General features: G+C 41.6%; 14 protein-coding genes. 4 read left to right on the top strand and 10 right to left on the bottom strand.

Features of this window, described 5'->3' with window-relative positions:
- Positions 1-16: 16 nt before the first annotated feature.
- The 3 genes from G601_RS0111100 to G601_RS0111090 all read right to left on the bottom strand — a co-directional run bounded on the left by G601_RS0111100 (position 17) and on the right by G601_RS0111090 (position 8463).
- Positions 17-3124: a DUF6240 domain-containing protein gene (locus G601_RS0111100; RefSeq protein ID WP_026665393.1), complete on the bottom strand. Its 3108-nt coding sequence runs from the start codon at positions 3122-3124 to the stop codon at positions 17-19.
- Between the two features lie 98 nt (positions 3125-3222).
- A complete protein-coding gene (glgB, locus tag G601_RS22950) occupies positions 3223-5256 on the bottom strand; it encodes a 1,4-alpha-glucan branching protein GlgB (protein WP_081673502.1) in 2034 nt (677 codons plus the stop codon).
- A gap of 57 nt (positions 5257-5313) precedes the next feature.
- Positions 5314-8463 carry a tetratricopeptide repeat protein gene (locus G601_RS0111090; protein WP_026665392.1) on the bottom strand — a complete coding sequence of 1050 codons (3150 nt, stop codon included), beginning with the start codon at positions 8461-8463 and terminating at the stop codon, positions 5314-5316.
- 204 nt (positions 8464-8667) lie between these two features.
- Between G601_RS0111090 and rsmA the strand changes: the two genes are divergently transcribed.
- On the top strand, positions 8668-9537 hold the full coding sequence (gene rsmA / locus G601_RS0111085; protein ID WP_026665391.1) for a 16S rRNA (adenine(1518)-N(6)/adenine(1519)-N(6))-dimethyltransferase RsmA: 870 nt from the start codon (positions 8668-8670) through the stop codon (positions 9535-9537).
- Between the two features lie 17 nt (positions 9538-9554).
- Positions 9555-10319 carry a TatD family hydrolase gene (locus G601_RS0111080; RefSeq protein WP_026665390.1) on the top strand — a complete coding sequence of 255 codons (765 nt, stop codon included), beginning with the start codon at positions 9555-9557 and terminating at the stop codon, positions 10317-10319.
- A gap of 44 nt (positions 10320-10363) precedes the next feature.
- Here G601_RS0111080 and nrdG read toward each other — a convergent pair whose 3' ends face one another.
- From nrdG to murI, 3 genes are all read right to left on the bottom strand, one after another.
- Positions 10364-10894, bottom strand: coding sequence for an anaerobic ribonucleoside-triphosphate reductase activating protein (gene nrdG / locus G601_RS0111075; protein WP_026665389.1), 531 nt, complete (start codon positions 10892-10894; stop codon positions 10364-10366).
- Position 10895: 1 nt separating this feature from the next.
- Complete coding sequence (nrdD, locus tag G601_RS0111070; protein WP_026665388.1) at positions 10896-13112, bottom strand: anaerobic ribonucleoside-triphosphate reductase; 2217 nt, start codon at positions 13110-13112, stop codon at positions 10896-10898.
- Positions 13113-13242: 130 nt separating this feature from the next.
- Positions 13243-14076, bottom strand: coding sequence for a glutamate racemase (gene murI / locus G601_RS0111065; RefSeq protein WP_026665387.1), 834 nt, complete (start codon positions 14074-14076; stop codon positions 13243-13245).
- A 31-nt stretch (positions 14077-14107) separates the two neighbouring features.
- Here murI and G601_RS0111060 point away from each other — a divergent pair, with 31 nt between their 5' ends.
- Positions 14108-14560 carry a hypothetical protein gene (locus tag G601_RS0111060; protein WP_155834517.1) on the top strand — a complete coding sequence of 151 codons (453 nt, stop codon included), beginning with the start codon at positions 14108-14110 and terminating at the stop codon, positions 14558-14560.
- Here the strand turns inward: G601_RS0111060 and G601_RS0111055 are convergent.
- The 3 genes from G601_RS0111055 to trmB all read right to left on the bottom strand — a co-directional run bounded on the left by G601_RS0111055 (position 14551) and on the right by trmB (position 16584).
- Entirely contained in the window at positions 14551-15471 is a 921-nt protein-coding gene (locus tag G601_RS0111055; protein WP_207638045.1) for a hypothetical protein, read from the bottom strand. The genes G601_RS0111060 and G601_RS0111055 overlap by 10 nt on opposite strands.
- 94 nt (positions 15472-15565) lie before the next feature.
- Positions 15566-15889, bottom strand: coding sequence for a thioredoxin (gene trxA, locus G601_RS0111050; RefSeq protein ID WP_022763000.1), 324 nt, complete (start codon positions 15887-15889; stop codon positions 15566-15568).
- A 56-nt stretch (positions 15890-15945) separates the two neighbouring features.
- Positions 15946-16584: a tRNA (guanosine(46)-N7)-methyltransferase TrmB gene (trmB, locus tag G601_RS0111045; protein WP_026492684.1), complete on the bottom strand. Its 639-nt coding sequence runs from the start codon at positions 16582-16584 to the stop codon at positions 15946-15948.
- Between the two features lie 154 nt (positions 16585-16738).
- Here trmB and G601_RS22945 point away from each other — a divergent pair, with 154 nt between their 5' ends.
- Positions 16739-18163: a D-alanyl-D-alanine carboxypeptidase family protein gene (locus G601_RS22945; protein WP_035790697.1), complete on the top strand. Its 1425-nt coding sequence runs from the start codon at positions 16739-16741 to the stop codon at positions 18161-18163.
- A 25-nt stretch (positions 18164-18188) separates the two neighbouring features.
- Here G601_RS22945 and G601_RS0111035 read toward each other — a convergent pair whose 3' ends face one another.
- Positions 18189-19148 carry a 3'-5' exonuclease gene (locus G601_RS0111035; RefSeq protein ID WP_026492685.1) on the bottom strand — a complete coding sequence of 320 codons (960 nt, stop codon included), beginning with the start codon at positions 19146-19148 and terminating at the stop codon, positions 18189-18191.

Genomic DNA, 19148 nt, shown 5'->3' with positions numbered 1-19148 from the left:
CCGATCCTTTTTATGCCTATACTGCGTGTACAAAAAGTTCTGCCATCCTTAGCAATGTGCGATTATCGAAAACTCCACTTTCCGATCCTGCTACCGCTGTTCCGGCTTCCTGCCTGCGGTAAAATATTCCTATATCTTTAGAGTCTACTTCAAGGGAAGGTTCATTTTCCCTTATTCCTGCTATAAATCTTTCTCTTACTTCTGTCATATAATCTGCAAGTGTCCCTGAGCTTGGATAGGTTGCTGCAAAGGCTCCCTTCAGCCTTCCATTATCTATTGTCATAGCCATGGAAATATGTCCATAGTCCTCTGTCTCCAGCTCTGCTTCAACCTTTTTTCCCTCTTGTGAGCCGTCTCTTAATGTCACATGCATTGAAACGATTCTGCCATCGATTTCCACAGGTATCTCAAAATTGTTTTCTTTAGCAAGACCTGCTGCCACCGAAAGCTGCTTCTGCATAAGATGAATTGATCTGACATCAATATATGTATCCGTTTCGTAGGAAAGCATCTCATTAAGCTGCATTGCAAGATCAGTAATCTTTTCCTCGTAAGCTTCCTGGTAATCCTCTTCCTCTATAAGGTCTTCTAGCATCTTCTGACGGGTTTCCTTAAATGCCAGCTTTGCTATCTTTTCAGCATGATCCCATACAGATTCTTCCCTGCCCTTTCTTCCGGCCTTGAGGTTTAAGTATGCCTGCACGTTTTCTATGTTTGCTTCTATGCCGTACTTAATAAGTTCCTCAGATGCTTCTCCAGAAATATGGGACTGCGCTACTTTTCTGATGCTTTCTGCTCTTTCATTAAGGTAATCCATCTCTGCCTTAAGGCTGTCCTCTGATTCCTTTGCTTCCTCGAGCCTTGTTGCAAGTTCATCAAGAAGCATATCTTCCTTTGCCTTGGCTGTATGGAGCTTATCAGGTTCTAGGTTGTCATAGACAATGTCAGCTTTCTCACTGTAATAAACAAAGGCTGTTTCTATCTGTGCTGAGATTGAAGGCTTTGAAGAGGTAGCTGCTTCTAACCCTCCAAAATCATCATCAACCTTGTAATCCATGCCCTTCTTACTTGTTTTTGCTGTTCTTGTTGCTGCAAGGAGATTCTCTATTGTCATCTCTGCTCCTGTCTCTAAAACCGTTCCTATAGCAGCATTGTCAGTAGCCTTAAGAGTATGGAAAAGTCTGTATATTCCTATGTATGATGCCTTCTCCTCAGGAGATATTTCGGCATTTTTCTCAAGTTTATAAAGGAATTTGGAATACTTTTCCTCCTGCTTTGATGAATCCTTGTCCTGCCTTGAAAGTTCGCTTCCAAGCTCTTCAAGTGTCATCTTCAGAGGATTGTGTCCATCCCTTATCATATTAAGAACTGCACTTGGCTTTAATTTATTAACTACATTCATGAGCTTTTCATCTACAGTTCTTACTCTTTCGATATTCTCTTCAGATATTTCCATTCGGTTGTAGCCGAGAATTCTTGCAGCTCTTTTATTTTGGTCGTTAACTTCAAGCCCAGCATTTTTAATAAGCTCATCAATATTACGAAAGGCCTTTTTAATGTTGTCACCAAGGTCAGCTCTTACCTCTGTTCCCACTGCTTCGTATGTTGCACCGGCCTTTTCGTATCTCTGCTTTATGTTATTTCCGGTTTCGTAAATGTTCTCAAGATTAGCAGATCGGATACCTCCAAGCTGTCCGATAAAGGCTACAGGGAAGGTCTTTAACTCATCTACTTTTCTGGTTGTGTCTTCAAAAAGAAGGTATTTTTCGGTTCCTTCCTCGTTAAACAGATTTTTGTTTAAAGCCTCTATCTCGTTGTTAAGAGCCTCAAGAACATCACTTATTGGCTTGGTTTCAAGCTTAAAGCCCTTATCTAAAAGCCTCAGGTTAGCTGTTACTGTCATTGAAAGCCTTATTTCCTCAAGCTGCTTTCTTGCAAGCAGAGCTTCCTTTTCCTGATTTATATCAAGAGGAATTATGGTTTTCTCATTCTCTTTCTGGTCAGAAGAACTCTTTTCTGAATCTATGGTTTCCTGTTCTTTATACAAATTTTCAATGGTAACAGGCTTGGATTCTGCAACTACGCGGTCTATGGATTTTGTGCTTATCGCATCCACCTTTTCCACGATTTCAATTGCCTTATCCATGTGGTTTTCCTGATTCTGGGTAAGGCCTGCTGCCCCTGAATTTTTATTTGCGATAGAGGTTGCAGCTGACTTTACAATTTCTTTTTCATCCATGGGAAAAGTAAGATTCTTTATCTCACTTACCTTCTGCAGGTTTTCCTTTGTAAGCGGGATGGAATCCTCTATCATCCATCTGGCATTATCAAGGACTTCTTTATCGGAGGGTTCAAAGCCTGCTTCCTCGATAATTCTTGCAGCCTGATCCTTAACTGATTCCCAGTCAAGGTCACTAGCTTTCTTGGCATAGTATCCACCTGCTTCAAGGGCTATAAATGCTCCGCCCTTTCTGTCCTGGCCGTTTGTAGCATGCTCTGCCATGTATATATTTTCGATTGTTGGCTGCAGATCATTAAGTGTCATGTATTTAACTGCGCCGTCACTAATCTCAGTAATGCCTTCCATTTTTTCTATGGCGGTCATCACTTCGCTTATGTTTTCATCTGTAAGCGGAATATCATTTTCATAAAAAGAAGAGATGATATCACCTGCAAGCCCTCTGCTGCCTGTTATCTCTGCCAGCTTGTCCATAGAAATATCATCTGTGTAGCCGATTACCTCAGTTCCGGACATCGCAAGTGTAGCCTTAATCTTGTCGAGGATTGTCACGGTTTCGTCCGGATCCATCTCTGAAAAATTAAATCCATCCTGGGATGCTCTGGCAAAATCATCAGGCGACATATTGTTGGCCATAAGCGACATATAATTATGGCGGATCTCAGCGTTTGTATTCTGAGCCTCTGCCATTACATCACTCTTCGTTTTACCGGGTTCTGAATATGCCTGATTATTAAGGCCATCATTAAAGCTGACTGCAACTGCACTCTTTAATGTCATGCCCTTAATATTCCCCGAAGTATGTATTTGTCCTGCATCCATGCCCTTTCTGGCTTTTTCTAAATCGGATTCCATTCCGTTTATAGTCTGAAAGTTCACGTTCATATGTCTCTCCGAATCTTGCAAAAAAATAAAGGTGACAAACATATTCAATGTTTATCACCTATTATTTCGGAATGATTTTTAAAAATCTTTATGCTGCCTTATTTTGTCTTTTTTGAAGTAGTATTCTTAGTAGTCTTGGCTGCTGTCTTCTTAGTAGTTGTCTTCTTTGTTTCTGCCTTAGCTGTATCAGCCTTTTTATCTTCTACAGTTTCCTCAGGCTTTGCATCCGGATCCTGGAATACAAATACCTCTGCTCCATAAGGCGGGATCGTCATTGTAATACTGTAATTCTTGTAATCGCAAAGTCCGGGCTCTGCCTTTATGCTCTCCGGAATACCTGTTCCGCAGCCTGCATATTTTTTATCGGCACTGTCAAGTATATGCTTGTAGTTTCCTGCAAAAGGAACTCCTACCTTGTAGTTCTGAACCTCCATAGGAGTAAAGTTAATTACAAATAAGATATTATCTCTTCCATTGGATGCTCTTCTGTAGAAGCTGTAAATGCTGTGATCTGCATCATCTGCATTTATCCATTCAAATCCGCCCCAGTCATTGTCCACTTCGTAAAGGGCAGGATATTTTCTATATATCTCGAGAAGGTCACGAACATAGTCCTTAAGACCTCTGTTTAGATCCTCCTGAAGAAGGAACCAGTCAAGCTCTCTTTTTTCACTCCATTCTCTCTCCTGACCGAAGTCCTGTCCCATGAAAAGAAGCTTCTTGCCACTATGTCCAAACATGAAGGTATAGCCGGCTCTCAAGTTAGCATACTTATCAACCTTGTATCCGGGCATCTTCTCAACCATGGAGCACTTAAGGTGCACTACCTCGTCATGAGATAAAGGAAGAATATAATTCTCAGCATTGTTGTAGCTCATTGCAAAGGTCATCATGTAATGAGCGCCTTTTCTGAAATAGGGATCGAGCTTCATGTATTCACAAAAGTCATGCATCCATCCCATGTTCCATTTAAAACTGAAGTTCAGTCCGTCGTCCTCTACAGGAGCTGTGATCTTAGGCCATGCTGTTGATTCCTCAGCAATCATCATAACATCAGGGTATGTTCCTCTGACCACGCTGTTAAGATGCTTGAAAAATTCGATGGCTTCATAGTTTTTATTTCCGCCGTCCTTGTTGGGAACCCACTGTCCGTCTCTTTTTCCGTAATCAAGATATAGCATTGATGCAACGGCATCAACTCTGAGTCCATCGATATGGAACTCCTTGATCCAGAACAGTGCGTTGGCGATCAGGAAGTTTTTAACTTCGTTTTTAGCAAGGTTAAATATCTTTGTTCCCCAGTCAGGGTGCTCCCCCTTTCTCGGGTCCGGATCCTCATAGATGCATGTACCGTCAAAGCATCCAAGTCCGAATTCATCAGGACAAAAGTGTGCAGGAACCCAGTCAAGAATTACTCCGATGTTATTCTTGTGAAGAAGATTAACCAGGTACATAAAGTCTGTAGGCTCACCGTAACGAGATGTAGGTGCGTAATAGCCTGTTACCTGATATCCCCAGGAACCATCGAAGGGATGCTCCGCAATACCGATGAGCTCGACATGCGTATACTTCATTTCCCTTAAATATTCAACTACTCTGTCTGCAAACTGTCTGTAGCTGTAGAAGCCATCCTCAGTTCCATCAGGATGCTTCATCCATGAACCGATATGACATTCATAGATAGCCATGGGCTGCTTATTTAAGTCCTTGCCCTTTTTGCCTTCGTACCACTTGCTGTCACTCCATTTGAATTTGGAAAGATCTGTGGTTCTTGAAGCATTACCGGGTCTGAGCTCAGCATAGTTTGCATAAGGATCTGCCTTATAAAGCTTTCTGCCGTCCTGTGTATGTATCAGATATTTGTACAGCTCACCTGTACCAACTCCCGGAATGAAAAGCTGATATATTCCCATGTTTCCGATTCTTTCCATCGGATACATATCCTCATCCCATCCGTTAAATGACCCGATCACATGAACCGCTGCGGCATTTGGCGCCCAGACAGCAAAAAACATCCCCTTAACGCCATTTTCCTCAGAGACATGTGCCCCTAATTTCTTATAAATATCGTAATGAGTTCCCTGCCCAAACAGGTACTCATCTGCGTCTGAAATAAAAACTGTCTGACCCATATAATATCCCCTTTTTAGAAAATTTTTGAAGTGTTTTCATTATAGCACAACATGTGCTTAATGAAGGAAGTCCTTCTCCCTTAAAATAATCATATCTTCTTTATCATAACGCTTTCTCAAAAGCACATCGAAGTAATGTCCGATTGAATGCTTATCTGCGTAGTAGATCGCATCATCAACCATCTCTTTAACCTCAGCTACCGTAACCTCATGGTCAAGTGTCTGACGCTCAGAAATCTTCTGATGAAGCGCAAGAATTCCCAAATTATCTATGATATGTTCTTTTTCAAGTGCATATTGCTCAGCATACGCAACAAGAGAATCATCATCAAGTGCCTCTATATCAACACGTACATTGAAGCACTTATTGAGATCCGGATATTTATCAAGGAGTCTGTCGATGTCGTCCTTGGTATCCTCGATTACAACTATATAGCCTTTGTTCTCACTCTGAAGCTGTTTAAGAAGAGTCTTAACCGTATCCTCCTTAAGGTCAGCTGCACGTCTGATGATCAGCGCACCATTTACGATCTTATCAAGGATTGAACTTACGGAGCTCTTGTTGAGCTTCATAGCTGTGATCATTGCCACTTTTCCGGAGAAATTGGAATCTGTGGACTGCACGGCCTTGATAAGACCCTTTGCAAGGTTCACTGTTCCGGCGCCTTCTTCTCCTGTAACAATGGCATTATTGGTATAAGCAGCCATACTGAGATTATCAATGGCTCTTATTATCTGCTTTCTGGACTTCTTGTAATGGATGTAAGGTCCAAAGAGACCCTTCTCCTCAGGAGTCATTACGCGGACTCTCTGCTCAAGTCCTGCATCCTCTGTATCGTCATCGGAATCGTCTGCATCTTCAGACTCCTGTTTTCTGGAAACCTTTTCTTCCTTAACAGGCTTTACAGGCTCTTCTGTCTTCTCTTCTTCTATATCCTCTGCTTTTTCTTCGGGAGCTTCCTCAGGAATCTCATCTTCAGGAATTTCTTCTTCAGATATTTCTTCAGAAGGTACCTCCTCAGATTCTTCCTCCTGCGGTAATTCCTCCTCAGGCAATTCTTCCTGTACTTCTTCCTTCGGAGCCTCTTCTACCTTAAGCTCCTTCATTCCGGAAGCCTTCGCTATAGCCTCTTCAACCTCTTCTGACTTAATCTCTGTAGTCTCTCCAAGGTCTACCTCTGCAGCAACCTTCTCTTCACCGTTATCTTCTTCAGGTGCCTTCTCAGTATTAGTAGCTTCTTCGAGGTTCTCACCAGTTATAAGTACTATTGACTGGGTATTCTGAAGATCATCAACAGGTGTTATCTCCTGTGATGTCTCCTCTACTGCCAGAGTATCACTTGTCTTTGCTGTCTCCTGAACAGGTTCAGGAATAATTTCTTCTTCCTGGATCACAGGCTCTTTTGCTACTTCTTCTTTTATACCTGAAACTCCGGCTTCACCTAAAAGCGCATCCTTTAGGTTCTCGTCAAAGTCCTTAAACAGCTCGCCTGTCTCTGAAGCCATAAGCTTCTTAACATTCTTGTACTGTTTTTCCTGCTGCTGCTTTTTATAATTCTCCCAGTCGCTCATGAATTCATTGATACTGATCTGACCGGTTATCTGGCGCTCAACCTGCTTTGCATCATCAATTGCAATGCTGATCTGTCCGTCAGTTTCCTGAGAGAGCATCTTATCAAAATGGCTGTTACTGTTGATCTGATATCTTACGTTAGGTCTGATAACAGCACCGGGAACCTCATCCTGCAGGGGCTCGTCCATGAAAACTACACCCTTATACATGGTGTGGTCATTCATTGTGGCTGCTGCAATATTCGCTGCAATCTCCTTGTCCTTAAGCTCCTCTGAAATAGGTGCCTTTTTATTTTCTGCAGGAGCTGCCGGCTCACTTGCCTTCTTTACTTCATCAGCGCTCCATATCTTTGTAACAGTGAAATTATCATCATCCTCTGGAGTAGGTACTTCCAAAGACTCCTGCTCCGGCTCTTTCTCTTCTATCGGAACATTGACAGGCTCTTTTTCTGCAACGTCCTCTTTCTTATCCTCATAGAAAAGCTCAGACATAGAGGGACCTGTTATATCACCTGTGGTGTCGAACATATCTCCTGTATCAAGGCTCTCTGTCTCGTCACCCTCCTTGATAACCTGAGGTCCGTGAGCATCTGCAAAAAGTGCTGCTTCGGGATTTGAGATAAGTACCTCTTTAAGATTTTCAGCAATCTCCTTCTGAAGATCTACTGTGTTATAGGTATCCACATTTACTGTAGGAACTGTGTAGGGTTCAGGTATCTCCTGCTGATAGGGCTCCTGAACTGCCTGTGGTGCTTCATAAGCTTCCTGCCTAAGAGGAATCTCCTGCATGGGAGCCTCCTGAACAGGTGCCTGTGCTATGGGCTGTTCATAGACCGGCGCTTCATATACCGGTGCCTGATAAACAGGCTCATTTACTGCATTATTCTGATAGTAGGGCTGTCCATTAATCTGCTCTTCTGTTAATTCAGGAAGTTCTCTTGTGGGAGCCTTTTTCCCGTCAACAACATCTTTTCCGGGAACAGAATCCTGAACCTCGGGAGCATACAGATTGCCGCTTATCTCTGCCTTGTACTTCGCATAAACTGCCTTCTGCTCAGCAGAAAGAGGCTCATGCAAAGCCTTTAATTCCAATGCCTTTATTACATAGCGGCCCTCACGCATGTAGAGGAAAAGCTCATCACATTCCTCAATACACTCGGTTGTAAGACCGACTCTGTGATAAAGATAAGCCAGCTCATAAGCCCACTTTTCGTTATAATCATGCTTCTTATATTCCTCAAGTACCGCAATGCGCTCCTCAAGACTAACCTCCTGAGCCTCATAGAGTTTGTACTGAAGGATGTACCTTGCTGTATTTCTGGGAGCAAGTCGCACAAATTCCTTATAATATTCAACTGCCTGGACAAATTCACCCATGGCAATTGCCAGCTCGCAAAGAGAGTATACAATTTCCCTTCTCGTAGGACTTCTGTCGTATGCGAGAAGCAGAATGTCTCGGCTCTCCTCCAGCCTTCTATTTACCTTATACAGATCACTGATGGCACACAGCATACCGACACTCTTAACCCTTTTCCAGTCAATTGTGTCGGCAATCTTTACTGCATCTGCAAAACGCTGTGCTCTTATCAGCGATTTGATTTCTTCCGCTCGAATTTTATATTCTGTTTTATCCAAAATATTGTCCTCTAAAACTTTTTCATACTATATATAGTGAAATTTTAGCATAGCAACCTATTTATGTCAAAATTGTGTCATTAAAAATCCGCATATTTTCGCGGTTTTTCACGAATTTGTATCAAACTATTTTGAAGCACGTAGAAATATATTAAAATGTATGTACAAATATAGCTTTTATAAATGTTATTGGAGAGAAAATATATGCCAACTCTTGGATGTGCTTCGGGCACAAAAGCAGTAATTGAAAAATATAACCTAAGTATTCAAAAAAAATTCGGCCAGAACTTTCTTATAGATGATTCTGTTCTTAGCAGAACCGTGGAAGCCGCCGGAGTTACAAAGGAAGATACCGTACTGGAAATTGGCCCCGGAATCGGAACTATGACCCAGTACATCGCAGAGAGCGCCGGTAAGGTTATCGCTGTTGAGATAGACAGAATGCTAATCCCCATTCTTGCTGACACATTATCTGATTATGATAATGTAAAGGTCATTAATGAAGATATCTTAAAGGTTGATATTGAAAAGATCGTTCAGGAAGAAAATGGCGGAAAGCCTATTAAGGTTGTCGCAAATCTTCCCTATTACATCACAACCCCCATACTAATGAGACTACTTGAAAGTGAGCTTCCGATTGAGAGTATAACCGTTATGGTTCAGAAAGAAGTCGCTGACAGAATGGCTGAAAAGCCGGGATCAAAGGACTATGGTGCTCTTTCCCTTGCAATACAGTATTATACTGAGCCCTCTATGGTTCAGATTGTTCCTCCAAGCTGCTTTATCCCGCAGCCGGGTGTTGATTCAGCTGTTATCCACTTAAAGTGCCACAAGAATCCACCGGTTGAAACCAAGGACTCAAAGTTCCTGTTTTCCGTTATAAGGGCTGCCTTTTCACAGAGAAGAAAAACTCTGGCTAACGGTGTTACAAACGGAAATCTTGGTATATCAAGAGAGCAGGTAGTCTCTGCTCTTGAAAAGCTTTCTATTAATCCTTCTATAAGAGGAGAAAAGCTTAGCCTTCAGGAATTTGCCGATATTTCCAATCTTTTATATGATGAACTAAATAAATAAAACCTCAGGAGTAATTAATGATTTTCGAAACACACGCACATTTTGATGATGAGGCCTTTGATGAAGACAGGGCAGAACTCCTCTCATCAATGCAGGAAAATGGCATCGGTACTATTGTAAATGCCACTGCAAGTAAAAGGACCGTTGAGATGTCCTTGGAGCTTACCAAGAAATATCCCTTTATATACACAACTATTGGTGTTCATCCAAGTGACTGCGCTGAAATGGATGACGATGAGCTAAGATGGCTAGAGGATATGTGCTCTAATGAAAAGGCCGTAGCCGTTGGTGAAATCGGTCTTGATTATCACTATGATGAGCCCTCAAAGGACATTCAGAAAAAATGGTTCGAAGCCCAGATTGAAATGGCACGAAGAGTAAAGCTTCCTATCATTGTTCATTCCCGTGATGCTGCAAAGGATACTATGGACATCATGAAGACCCTTAAGACAGAAGAAATCGGAGGAGATATCCACTGCTTTTCATATTCTGTTGAAGTTGCAAGAGAATATCTGAACATGGGTTTCTATATTGGAGTTGGAGGAGTAATTACCTTCAAAAACGGAAGAAAATTAAGAGAGGTTGTAGAATATGCTCCCATCGAACAGATCGTACTTGAAACTGACTCTCCCTATCTTTCTCCGGAGCCCTATAGAGGAAAGCGCAATTCCTCATTAAATCTTCCTCTTGTTGCGGCAAAGATTGCAGAAATTAAAGGCATTACAGCCGAGGAAGTAATTGCCATAACTGAAGAAAACGCAAGAAAGCTTTATAACCTATAATAATAAATAGCTGTCGGAAATATTTCCGACAGCTATTTTCATAATCAGTTATTCAATTCAGAAAGAACTATCTTTCCTTCTTTTAATGTATCCTGAACCTTTATGATTCTCTGGTTCGATGAACCTCTGAATTTTAGTGAGATATTTTTAAGGTCGATAACAAATTCTCCGTCCACAAGAGTATCAATCATGGATAAAATTGCTTCCGTGTCCTCACTGTGGCAGCGCTTATTGTTTTTGTCATTAAGCTCTTCCCACACATATCCGGAATAAATCCAGATATTTTTATCATGAAGCTCATTTTTTACCCTCTCAATAAAAGGGCGAAGAGCCTTCTGATTAACTACTTCCATGGGCTCACCACCAAGGATTGTAAGCCCCTTTACAAAATCAGGGCGCAAGGATTCAATTATCTCGTCCTCCACTTCCTTCGTGAAGGGCTTTCCGAAATTAAAATCCCATGTTTCCTCGTTAAAGCAGCCCTTGCAGTGGTGAGTACATCCCGATACAAAAAGAGATGTCCTGATTCCTACTCCATTTGCAATGTCTGTAGTTTTTATCTCAGCGTAATTCATATTAAAGGTGCAATACTCTTTCTTTTATCTCCTGTGTTCTACCCTGGTTCCAGTACTGGGTTCCAATGTATCCACAGGTACGTCTTGCCACGTTCATCTTGGACTGATCAGTGTTACCGCAGTTAGGGCACTTCCAGATCAACTTACCATCGATGTCATTCTCGATCTGTATCTCGCCATTATAGCCACAGCACTGGCAATAATCACTCTTTGTATTGAGCTCGGCGTACATTATATTCTCATAAATATACTGCATTACAGAAAGAACGGCCTCAATGTTGTTGTTCATGTTAGGAACCTCTACATAGCTGATAGCTCCTCCCGGAGAAAGTGCCTGGAACTCAGACTCAAACTTGAGCTTTGTGAAGGCATCGATCTTCTCAGTTACATGAACGTGATAACTATTTGTAATATAGTTCCTGTCTGTTACTCCAGGAATCATTCCAAAGCGCTTCTGAAGTGCTCTGGCAAATTTGTAAGTAGTAGACTCAAGTGGTGTTCCATACAGACTGAAGGAGATGTTTGTTTCCTTTCTCCACTTTGCACACTTGTCATTCATGAACTGCATAACTCTGAGTGCAAAATCCTTTCCAGCGGGATCTGTATGTGTAACGCCCTTCATGAATTTAGTACATTCACAAAGACCTGCGTATCCAAGAGAGATTGTTGAATAGTTGCCATAAAGGAGCTTATCAATTGTCTCTCCCTTCTTAAGTCTTGCAAGGGCACCGTTCTGCCAAAGAATAGGTGCTACATCTGAAGGAGTTCCAAGAAGACGGTTATGTCTGCACATTAATGCCTTTTTGCAAAGCTCTGTGCGCTCTTCCATGATCTCCCAGAATTTCTCCTCGTCACCGCCTGAAGAGCAGGCTGCATCAACGAGATTTATAGTAACAACACCCTGGTTAAAACGTCCGTAATACTTGTGCTCACCCTCGTTGTAGTTCTGAGCCTTGGAGATATTGCCCTTGTTGCAAAGTCCCTCATTAGTATCTTCACTGTCTACTGTAAGGAAGCTTCTACATCCCATGCAGGGATAAACGTCGCCGCCCTTGTATTCCTTCATCTTCTTTGCAGAGATGTAATCCGGAACCATTCTCTTAGCAGTGCACTTTGCAGCAAGCTGAGTGAGGTACCAGTAACGTGTACCCTCCTTGATATTGTCCTCATCAAGAACATAAATAAGCTTAGGGAATGCAGGAGTAATATAAACTCCCTTCTCATTCTTAACACCTGTGATTCTCTGCTTGAGCATCTCCTCGATAACAAGTGCAAGGTCATCTCTGAGCTGTCCTTCAGGAACCTCGTCAAGATACATAAATACTGTGATGAAAGGTGCCTGTCCATTGGTTGTCATTAATGTGATAACCTGGTACTGGATAACCTGAACACCGCGCTCGATTTCCTTGCGGACACGCATCTCAGCAATCTCTTTTATCTGCTCATCTGTTGCTTCCATGTGTGCATCGATGAATTCCTGGCGCACTTCTCTTCTGAACTTCTGTCTGCTGACATCTACAAAAGGAACAAGGTGTGAAAGAGTGATACTCTGTCCGCCGTACTGTGAGCTTGCTATCTGTGCAATAGCCTGTGTAGCAATATTGCAGGCAGTTGAAAAGCTCTTGGGACGCTCGATCATGGTCTCTGAAATAACTGTTCCGTTCTGAAGCATATCCTCAAGGTTTACAAGACAGCAGTTGTGCATATGTTGAGCAAAGTAGTCAGAATCATGGAAATGGATGATTCCATCCTTGTGAGCCTTAACAACATCCTCGGGCAGAAGGAATCTGCGAGTGATATCGCGGCTAACCTCTCCAGCCATGTAATCTCTCTGTACACTGTTTACAGTGGGATTCTTGTTGGAGTTCTCCTGCTTAACCTCCTCGTTACTGCACTCGATAAGTGACATGATCTGCTCGTCTGTAGTATTAGACTTACGAACAAGAGCATGACGATAACGATAGGTTATATACTTACGGGCAACCTCGAACTTCCCGGACTGCATGAGGCCATCCTCAACCATATCCTGGATTTCTTCTACGCTGGCAGCTCTGGTAAGCTTTCCGCACTTCTCCTCTACCTGCGCGCCGATATTTTTAATTTGATCGTCAGACAAGCTCTGATCCGGAGTCACTTCCTTATTTGCTTTCTCGATAGCTGCCAAAATTTTTGAGCCATCAAAAGTAACTTCTTTTCCGCTTCTCTTTATAATCTTCACTGGTTAACCCCCTGGAAATATATGAATAAATTTAAATTTTTAGAAAAATAATAGCCACCCGAAACTATATCTTGTGGCTATATATAAACTATAATACATTATATTGTATAAATCAAGTAACAATTTATCGTTAGCGAAAATTTCTCACAAACTCAAGCCTGCTCAGCATTCTGAGGTATTTTGAGAGCCTTACGGTATCCGTTATTTCGTCTCCTGACTCGTAGTATGTCGTCTTGAATCTAACCACTATATCTTGTGGTTCATTAAAAATGATCTCATTATCCGGAGTGTTTTTAGCTTTTAACCCCATAACATCCCCAAGATGATTGATTGTTCCGTGATTTCCATCTATAAGATGTATGTTGTCACCGAGAATTTCCTTATATAAAGGCTTAAAATAATTAAAATGAGTGCAGCCAAGAACAAGACCACTATATTTTGTGTCTGAAGCATCAAGAGTCTTAAAGCGCTGCCTTATATATTCCCTCACCTCATCACCTTCAAATTCTTCTTTTTCAGCAAAGGTTACGAGTCCCGGCATCTCAAGAAGATCAGCCTTGTGCCCTATATCCACTCTGTTAAGAAGCATCTCAAGCTTCTTCTCTCTTAAGGTAACGGGAGTTGCCATAACAAGGATTCTTCTTTCATCCTCGGGAGACTCCTCCACTGCAGGCTTAACTGCGGGCTCCATACCAAGTATGGGAAGATCGTATTTTTGTCTTACCATGGAAGCGCCTACACTTGTAGCAGTATTGCAGGCTATTACGATAGCATCCACCTTCTTTTCTATAAGAAAGCGCACTATGCCATCCACATATCCCTTTATCTCATCCTCAGACTTGGTTCCATAGGGTACGTGCCTGGTATCTGCATAAAAAATATATTCCTCATCGGGAAATCTGTGGTAAGCCTCATGTAAAACTGATAGTCCGCCTATACCGGAATCAAAAATTCCTATTCGCATATCGTTCCTCGTTGTTGTATCATTATTAATTATGAAAGAATCATTTACACTCGAATTACAAAAATTATATGACGACTCACACGTAAGCTCCCTTGTACAGGAGGTATGTGAATACTACGCATCCGGTCTTGACTACGAGGACGGTTCTTATATGGAAGAAATAGAGCCTCGTGAAATCTTCGAGCCGGTTTATATTCTTTTCCTTCTTCAGAGAAGAGAAAGCTATCTCGATGAGTTTTCCTACATCCGCAAAAAATATCCCCATCTGTTCACAAGCGTTGAACAACTCTATGAGGATATTCTTATTCATATGGATGTAAATGCCCTCGAAAAAACCAATGCAGATAAACTCTCATCTGCCCTGGATAATAAAATCACATCTGACGAGATCTTTGATAAAATCAATTCCTTGTGCATGCAAAAGGATGACATTTCAGATGCTCTTGATGGATTCTGCTCCTGGATCCACAACTTTTATTCCTGAACCTGAGCGTATTTCATAACACAGAATAAAAGCTGTCCCTCGTACTGAATCTGTGCCCACTCACCGTCATCGCTGACAGCAACTCTGTCAAGGACGGTGCCCTGCGGTACCTGAACTACAATAAAGTCATCACTTGCAGTGCTGGGTGTATTTCTAAGATTAAGGTCTGCAGTAGTTACGATCTTATCACCGGTCTTGGTATAGCCGGCAAGCTCTCCCACAACCGTTTCAGTGGTGGTCTCTTCGTCAGGATCTGGCACAAAGTATTTGTCATATACCTTATTCTTTAAGATCATTCCAATCAGTACCAGTATTACGATACCAGTAATAATAGAAGAAATCCTTACTATTAAAAGAGGAAGAAATTCATTCTCTTCATCATCGTAATCGTCTTCAGTATCTCTTCTTTCTACTTCCTTACGGTGCTTTTTCCTAATAAATTCCTGCTTTTCTTTTTTGGGTTCAGGCCTTCTTTTCTCTTTCTTAGGAGGCTCAGAACGCTTTTTTTCCTTCTTGGGTTCAGGTCGTCTCTCCTTTTTAGAAGGAGCAGGTTCTCTGTCTCTGCTTTCAGATCTTTCTCTTGCAGATTCTCTCTTACTGCTTTCAGCCCTGGGGCTTTCAGGTTCTCTCACAGGTTCTTCGTACTCTACCTCAAAATCCTCATCCAGATAAAACTCATCCGAATCCTCGCTGAGGCTTTCTCTTTCCCTGTCCATGGCTTCATGCTGTGTTCTGTAGTATTCTTCTCTCTCCTCTGCACTTAAAAAATCCAGCGGATCCTGAATCTCAATATCTATTTCCTCTGTTGCCTGTTCGTCATTTATTATCTTTTTTCTGTAGTCGTTAAAATTCCTGATATTGTCCGACATGACTTCTCCTCCGGGAAATCCCTTGGTCAACATCTCCCCCATATAAAAAATAATTTCCAGTAAATTAAAAACAGCTCGGGCAGACCTGGTTGTCTACCCGAACTCTATATTATCACATAATTTAATTTAATTACATTCAAGAAACAACCTTGTCGATCATGCTCTGCAACTTAGCCTTGCTCTGTGCGCCAACTGCCTGATCTACAAGCTCGCCATCCTTAATAAAAGCAAACATAGGAATGGACATAACTCCGTATTTCTGAGCAATCTCAGGCTGCTCATCCACGTTTATCTTGCCAACCTTAAGCTCTCCGTCATACTCCTTGGCAAACTCGTCAATCATAGGAGCCATCATCTTGCAAGGTCCGCACCAGTCAGCCATAAAGTCAATAAGAACCGGAAGCTTACTGTTGAGAACTTCTTCCTCAAAGTTGTCTGTTGTAAATGTGTACTCAGCCATCGTCCACCTCTTTCCGCGATAAGTACTATCGCTTTGCATAAAATAATGTAACAACCCTACCGCTTGATAATATATTTGAAGATCGGATTTCCTTTTGCGGAAAACTTCTCCTCATATTCTGTCATTATGTTACCTTCATTCATGGATGAATCATTATGAAGATCATATGTAACTGCCTCTGCATGCCAGCCTGCAGTATTCAGCTCCATAAGTGAAAAATCAAAAAGGCCTCTGTTATCTGTTTTAAATTCCAACTGTCCGTCTTTTTTTAATATCTGATCATATCTTCTAAGAAAAGTACTTGATGTAAGTCTTCTCTGAGCATGTCTGTCCTTGGGCCAGGGATCTGAAAAGTTAAGGTAAATCCTGTCTACTTCATTCTCCTCAAAGACCTCTGTAATGATCTCAGCTTCCATTCGGATAAATCTTACATTTGTAAGCTCCCGCTCTGTCTGCTTCTGTACTGCTCTTAAAAGAACACTTGAGTATTTCTCAATTCCAACGTAGTTGATGTCCGGATTGGCCTTGGCCATATCCATAATAAATCTTCCTTTTCCGGTTCCAACCTCTATTCTGATAGGATTGTCATTCCCGAAAACCTCTTTCCATTTACCCTTGTTTTCTTCCGGGTTATCGATGGTAAAGGGACTTTCAGCAATCCTCTCTCTGGATCCGGCTACATTTCTAAGCCGCATATAAAAAATCACCTTTCAAATATAAATTAATTGTACCATAAATAGAGAATACGCCAATAGCCACTTATTGAAAAGTTTTTTGCAGCTTTATCTTTGGTTTTATCCTCTTTTAGTGTATCATAGATTAGCAGAATGTTGCTATAAGGAGTTTTTAATGAATCGCAGATATTTTGTGGAAAAACTGAATAGAGGTGCATTAATATTCTCATTTATTGCTATTTTTCTTACGAACACATTTGTAAGCCATGCTGAGACTGATTTAGAAAGTGCTGCAGCCTCAAGAAAAGAGCTTCCTATACAAAGTAATGAGATTCCGGGATGGCCAGAAGGCCCTCAGATCGGTGCCGAAGCTGCTATCCTTATGGATGTTAATACAGGAACGATTCTCTATGAGAAAAATATACATGAGGAATTATATCCTGCCAGTACCACGAAGATCATGACCTGTCTTCTCGCTGTAGAAAATGCAAGCCTCGATGACAGGGTCGATTTTACATACGATGCAATTCACTCAGTTCCCGCCGATGGTTCCAAGATCGGTATGGATGCAGGTGAGTACCTGTCACTGGAGGAATGTCTTTACGGAATAATGGTCGGAAGTGCCAACGAGGTTTCCAACGCAGTCGCTGAGCATGTGAGTGGTTCAATTGATGGCTTTATTGATCTCATGAACGAAAAGGCAAAGTCCCTTGGCTGCACCAATACTCACTTTGCCAATGCGAACGGTCTTCAGGATCCAAACCACTACACAAGTGCCTATGACCTGGCTCTGATATCTGCTCAGTTTTTCTCAAATGAACTTCTTTGCAGAGTTGGTAATACTCCAAGATATCACTTTGAACCAAGTGCCGGTCAGCCTGATGATTTTTATCTTAATAACAAGCATAAGCTTATAACAGGCGAGGTTTCCTACGAAGGAATAATCGGAGGAAAAACAGGTTACACCGATCTTGCCAGAGAAACACTTGTAACCTGCGCCGAGAAAAACGGAATGAAGCTTGTCTGTGTTGTATTTATGGAGGAATCCCCGGCACAGTTTACTGATACAGTTACACTTTTTGATTACGGCTTTAATAACTTCAAGACAGTTAATGTTAAAAGTGAAGAAAATGGATATATCCCCAAGGACAATTCCTTTTTCTCATCCGATAAGGACTTCTTCACCACACAGAGCTCCTTTTTGGAATTTGCAAAATCAGATTATGTAATACTTCCTGTGACCTCTTCTCTGTCAGATGCAGTATCCACAGTATCCTACGATGAGGACGCAGAAAGTACAGGACATATAGCCACTATCAATTACAGCTTTAACGGTGTTCCTGTTGGTTCAGGGCATATTATTATTTCTCAGAATACAGCTCTTTCCTCTGATGTGAATCCGGAAGCTGCTGCCAGCATGATATATATAAATATCAAATTCATAATAATTCTTATCTCAATTGCAGGTGGATCACTTGTCTTCCTGATATATGTATCCTCTCTTATCGGAGCATACAGTACCGGTGTAAGCCGCGAAGACAGAAAGAGACTTAACAGAAGAAAACGAGAAGCAAGAAAACGAAACGGACCAAGACTTTAAAATGTATCTAAAAAGCGAACTGAAATTAATCAGTCCGCTTTTTCTTATGGTCTCCCAACCTGTTATAGCTCTTTTTTTCCGATTTAGCCTTCATCTCCTCCATCTCCTTATCGGTGATGAATTTCAAAGTTTTTACGGCATAATATTTCTGACTTTCCGCCTTCTTTAATCTGACCTTTGCCTTCATAAAGCCATGCTCTTTGCAAAGAGATACACTGTAAAAATGCTTCCCGTTATTTGAAAACCATTTGACCTTTCTCTTTATCGGCTTATTACAAAGATAGCATTTTGTTCCCATTACCTCCGGGTCAGATAAAAGCTCTTCCTTTGACTTAAACTCTCTTGAGATATACTTTGCATAGTGTTCAAAAACAATATGAACTTCCTGATCCTTAGTCTTTGGTGTGACATAGTTATCAAAGGAGTAGTTGTAAAATACCTTGCGGCTAAGCTCACAAAAAATCTGGGCAGTGTAGTCCGCATCCGCTAAGGCTCTGTGAAAAGCTGAATCCTTTTTCATACCGAGACTCTCTGTCGCATGCTCTAAGGATCTTCTCATCTTTCCATCCTCGTACTGGATGCTGAAAAGCTTTTGCACATCATAGAACGGAAGTGGTCTGTCTGAAAGAAGAGGCAGGTCAAAAAAGTCCATGTTCCTCTGAAGTTCTGTAAGATCAAGGGGTCCCCAGGTGCAGAAGGTCGGTTCCTCTCCGCACCATTCGAGGAAGTCAGTGATGACTGTTACAAAATCATCACCGCTCTGAAGATCTTCCATTGAAATGTGGATCAGGTCCTCTGTAATCTTATGCATCTTTTTATAAACCTGAGGACGGACAAGGCGGCTGAATTCTCCGGTCCTGTTTCTGTTCTCATCAAGACGCACTGCACCGATTTCTATTATCTCGAAAGGAAGAGATTTTCCATTTCTCTCCTTTACTGTTTTTCCCTGATTCCATTCCAGATCAAATACAATATAATTTCCCAT

The sequence above is a fragment of the Butyrivibrio sp. FC2001 genome, assembly GCF_000424125.1.
Lineage (GTDB): Bacteria > Bacillota > Clostridia > Lachnospirales > Lachnospiraceae > Butyrivibrio.
This window is presented reverse-complemented; position numbering and strand designations above follow the sequence as displayed.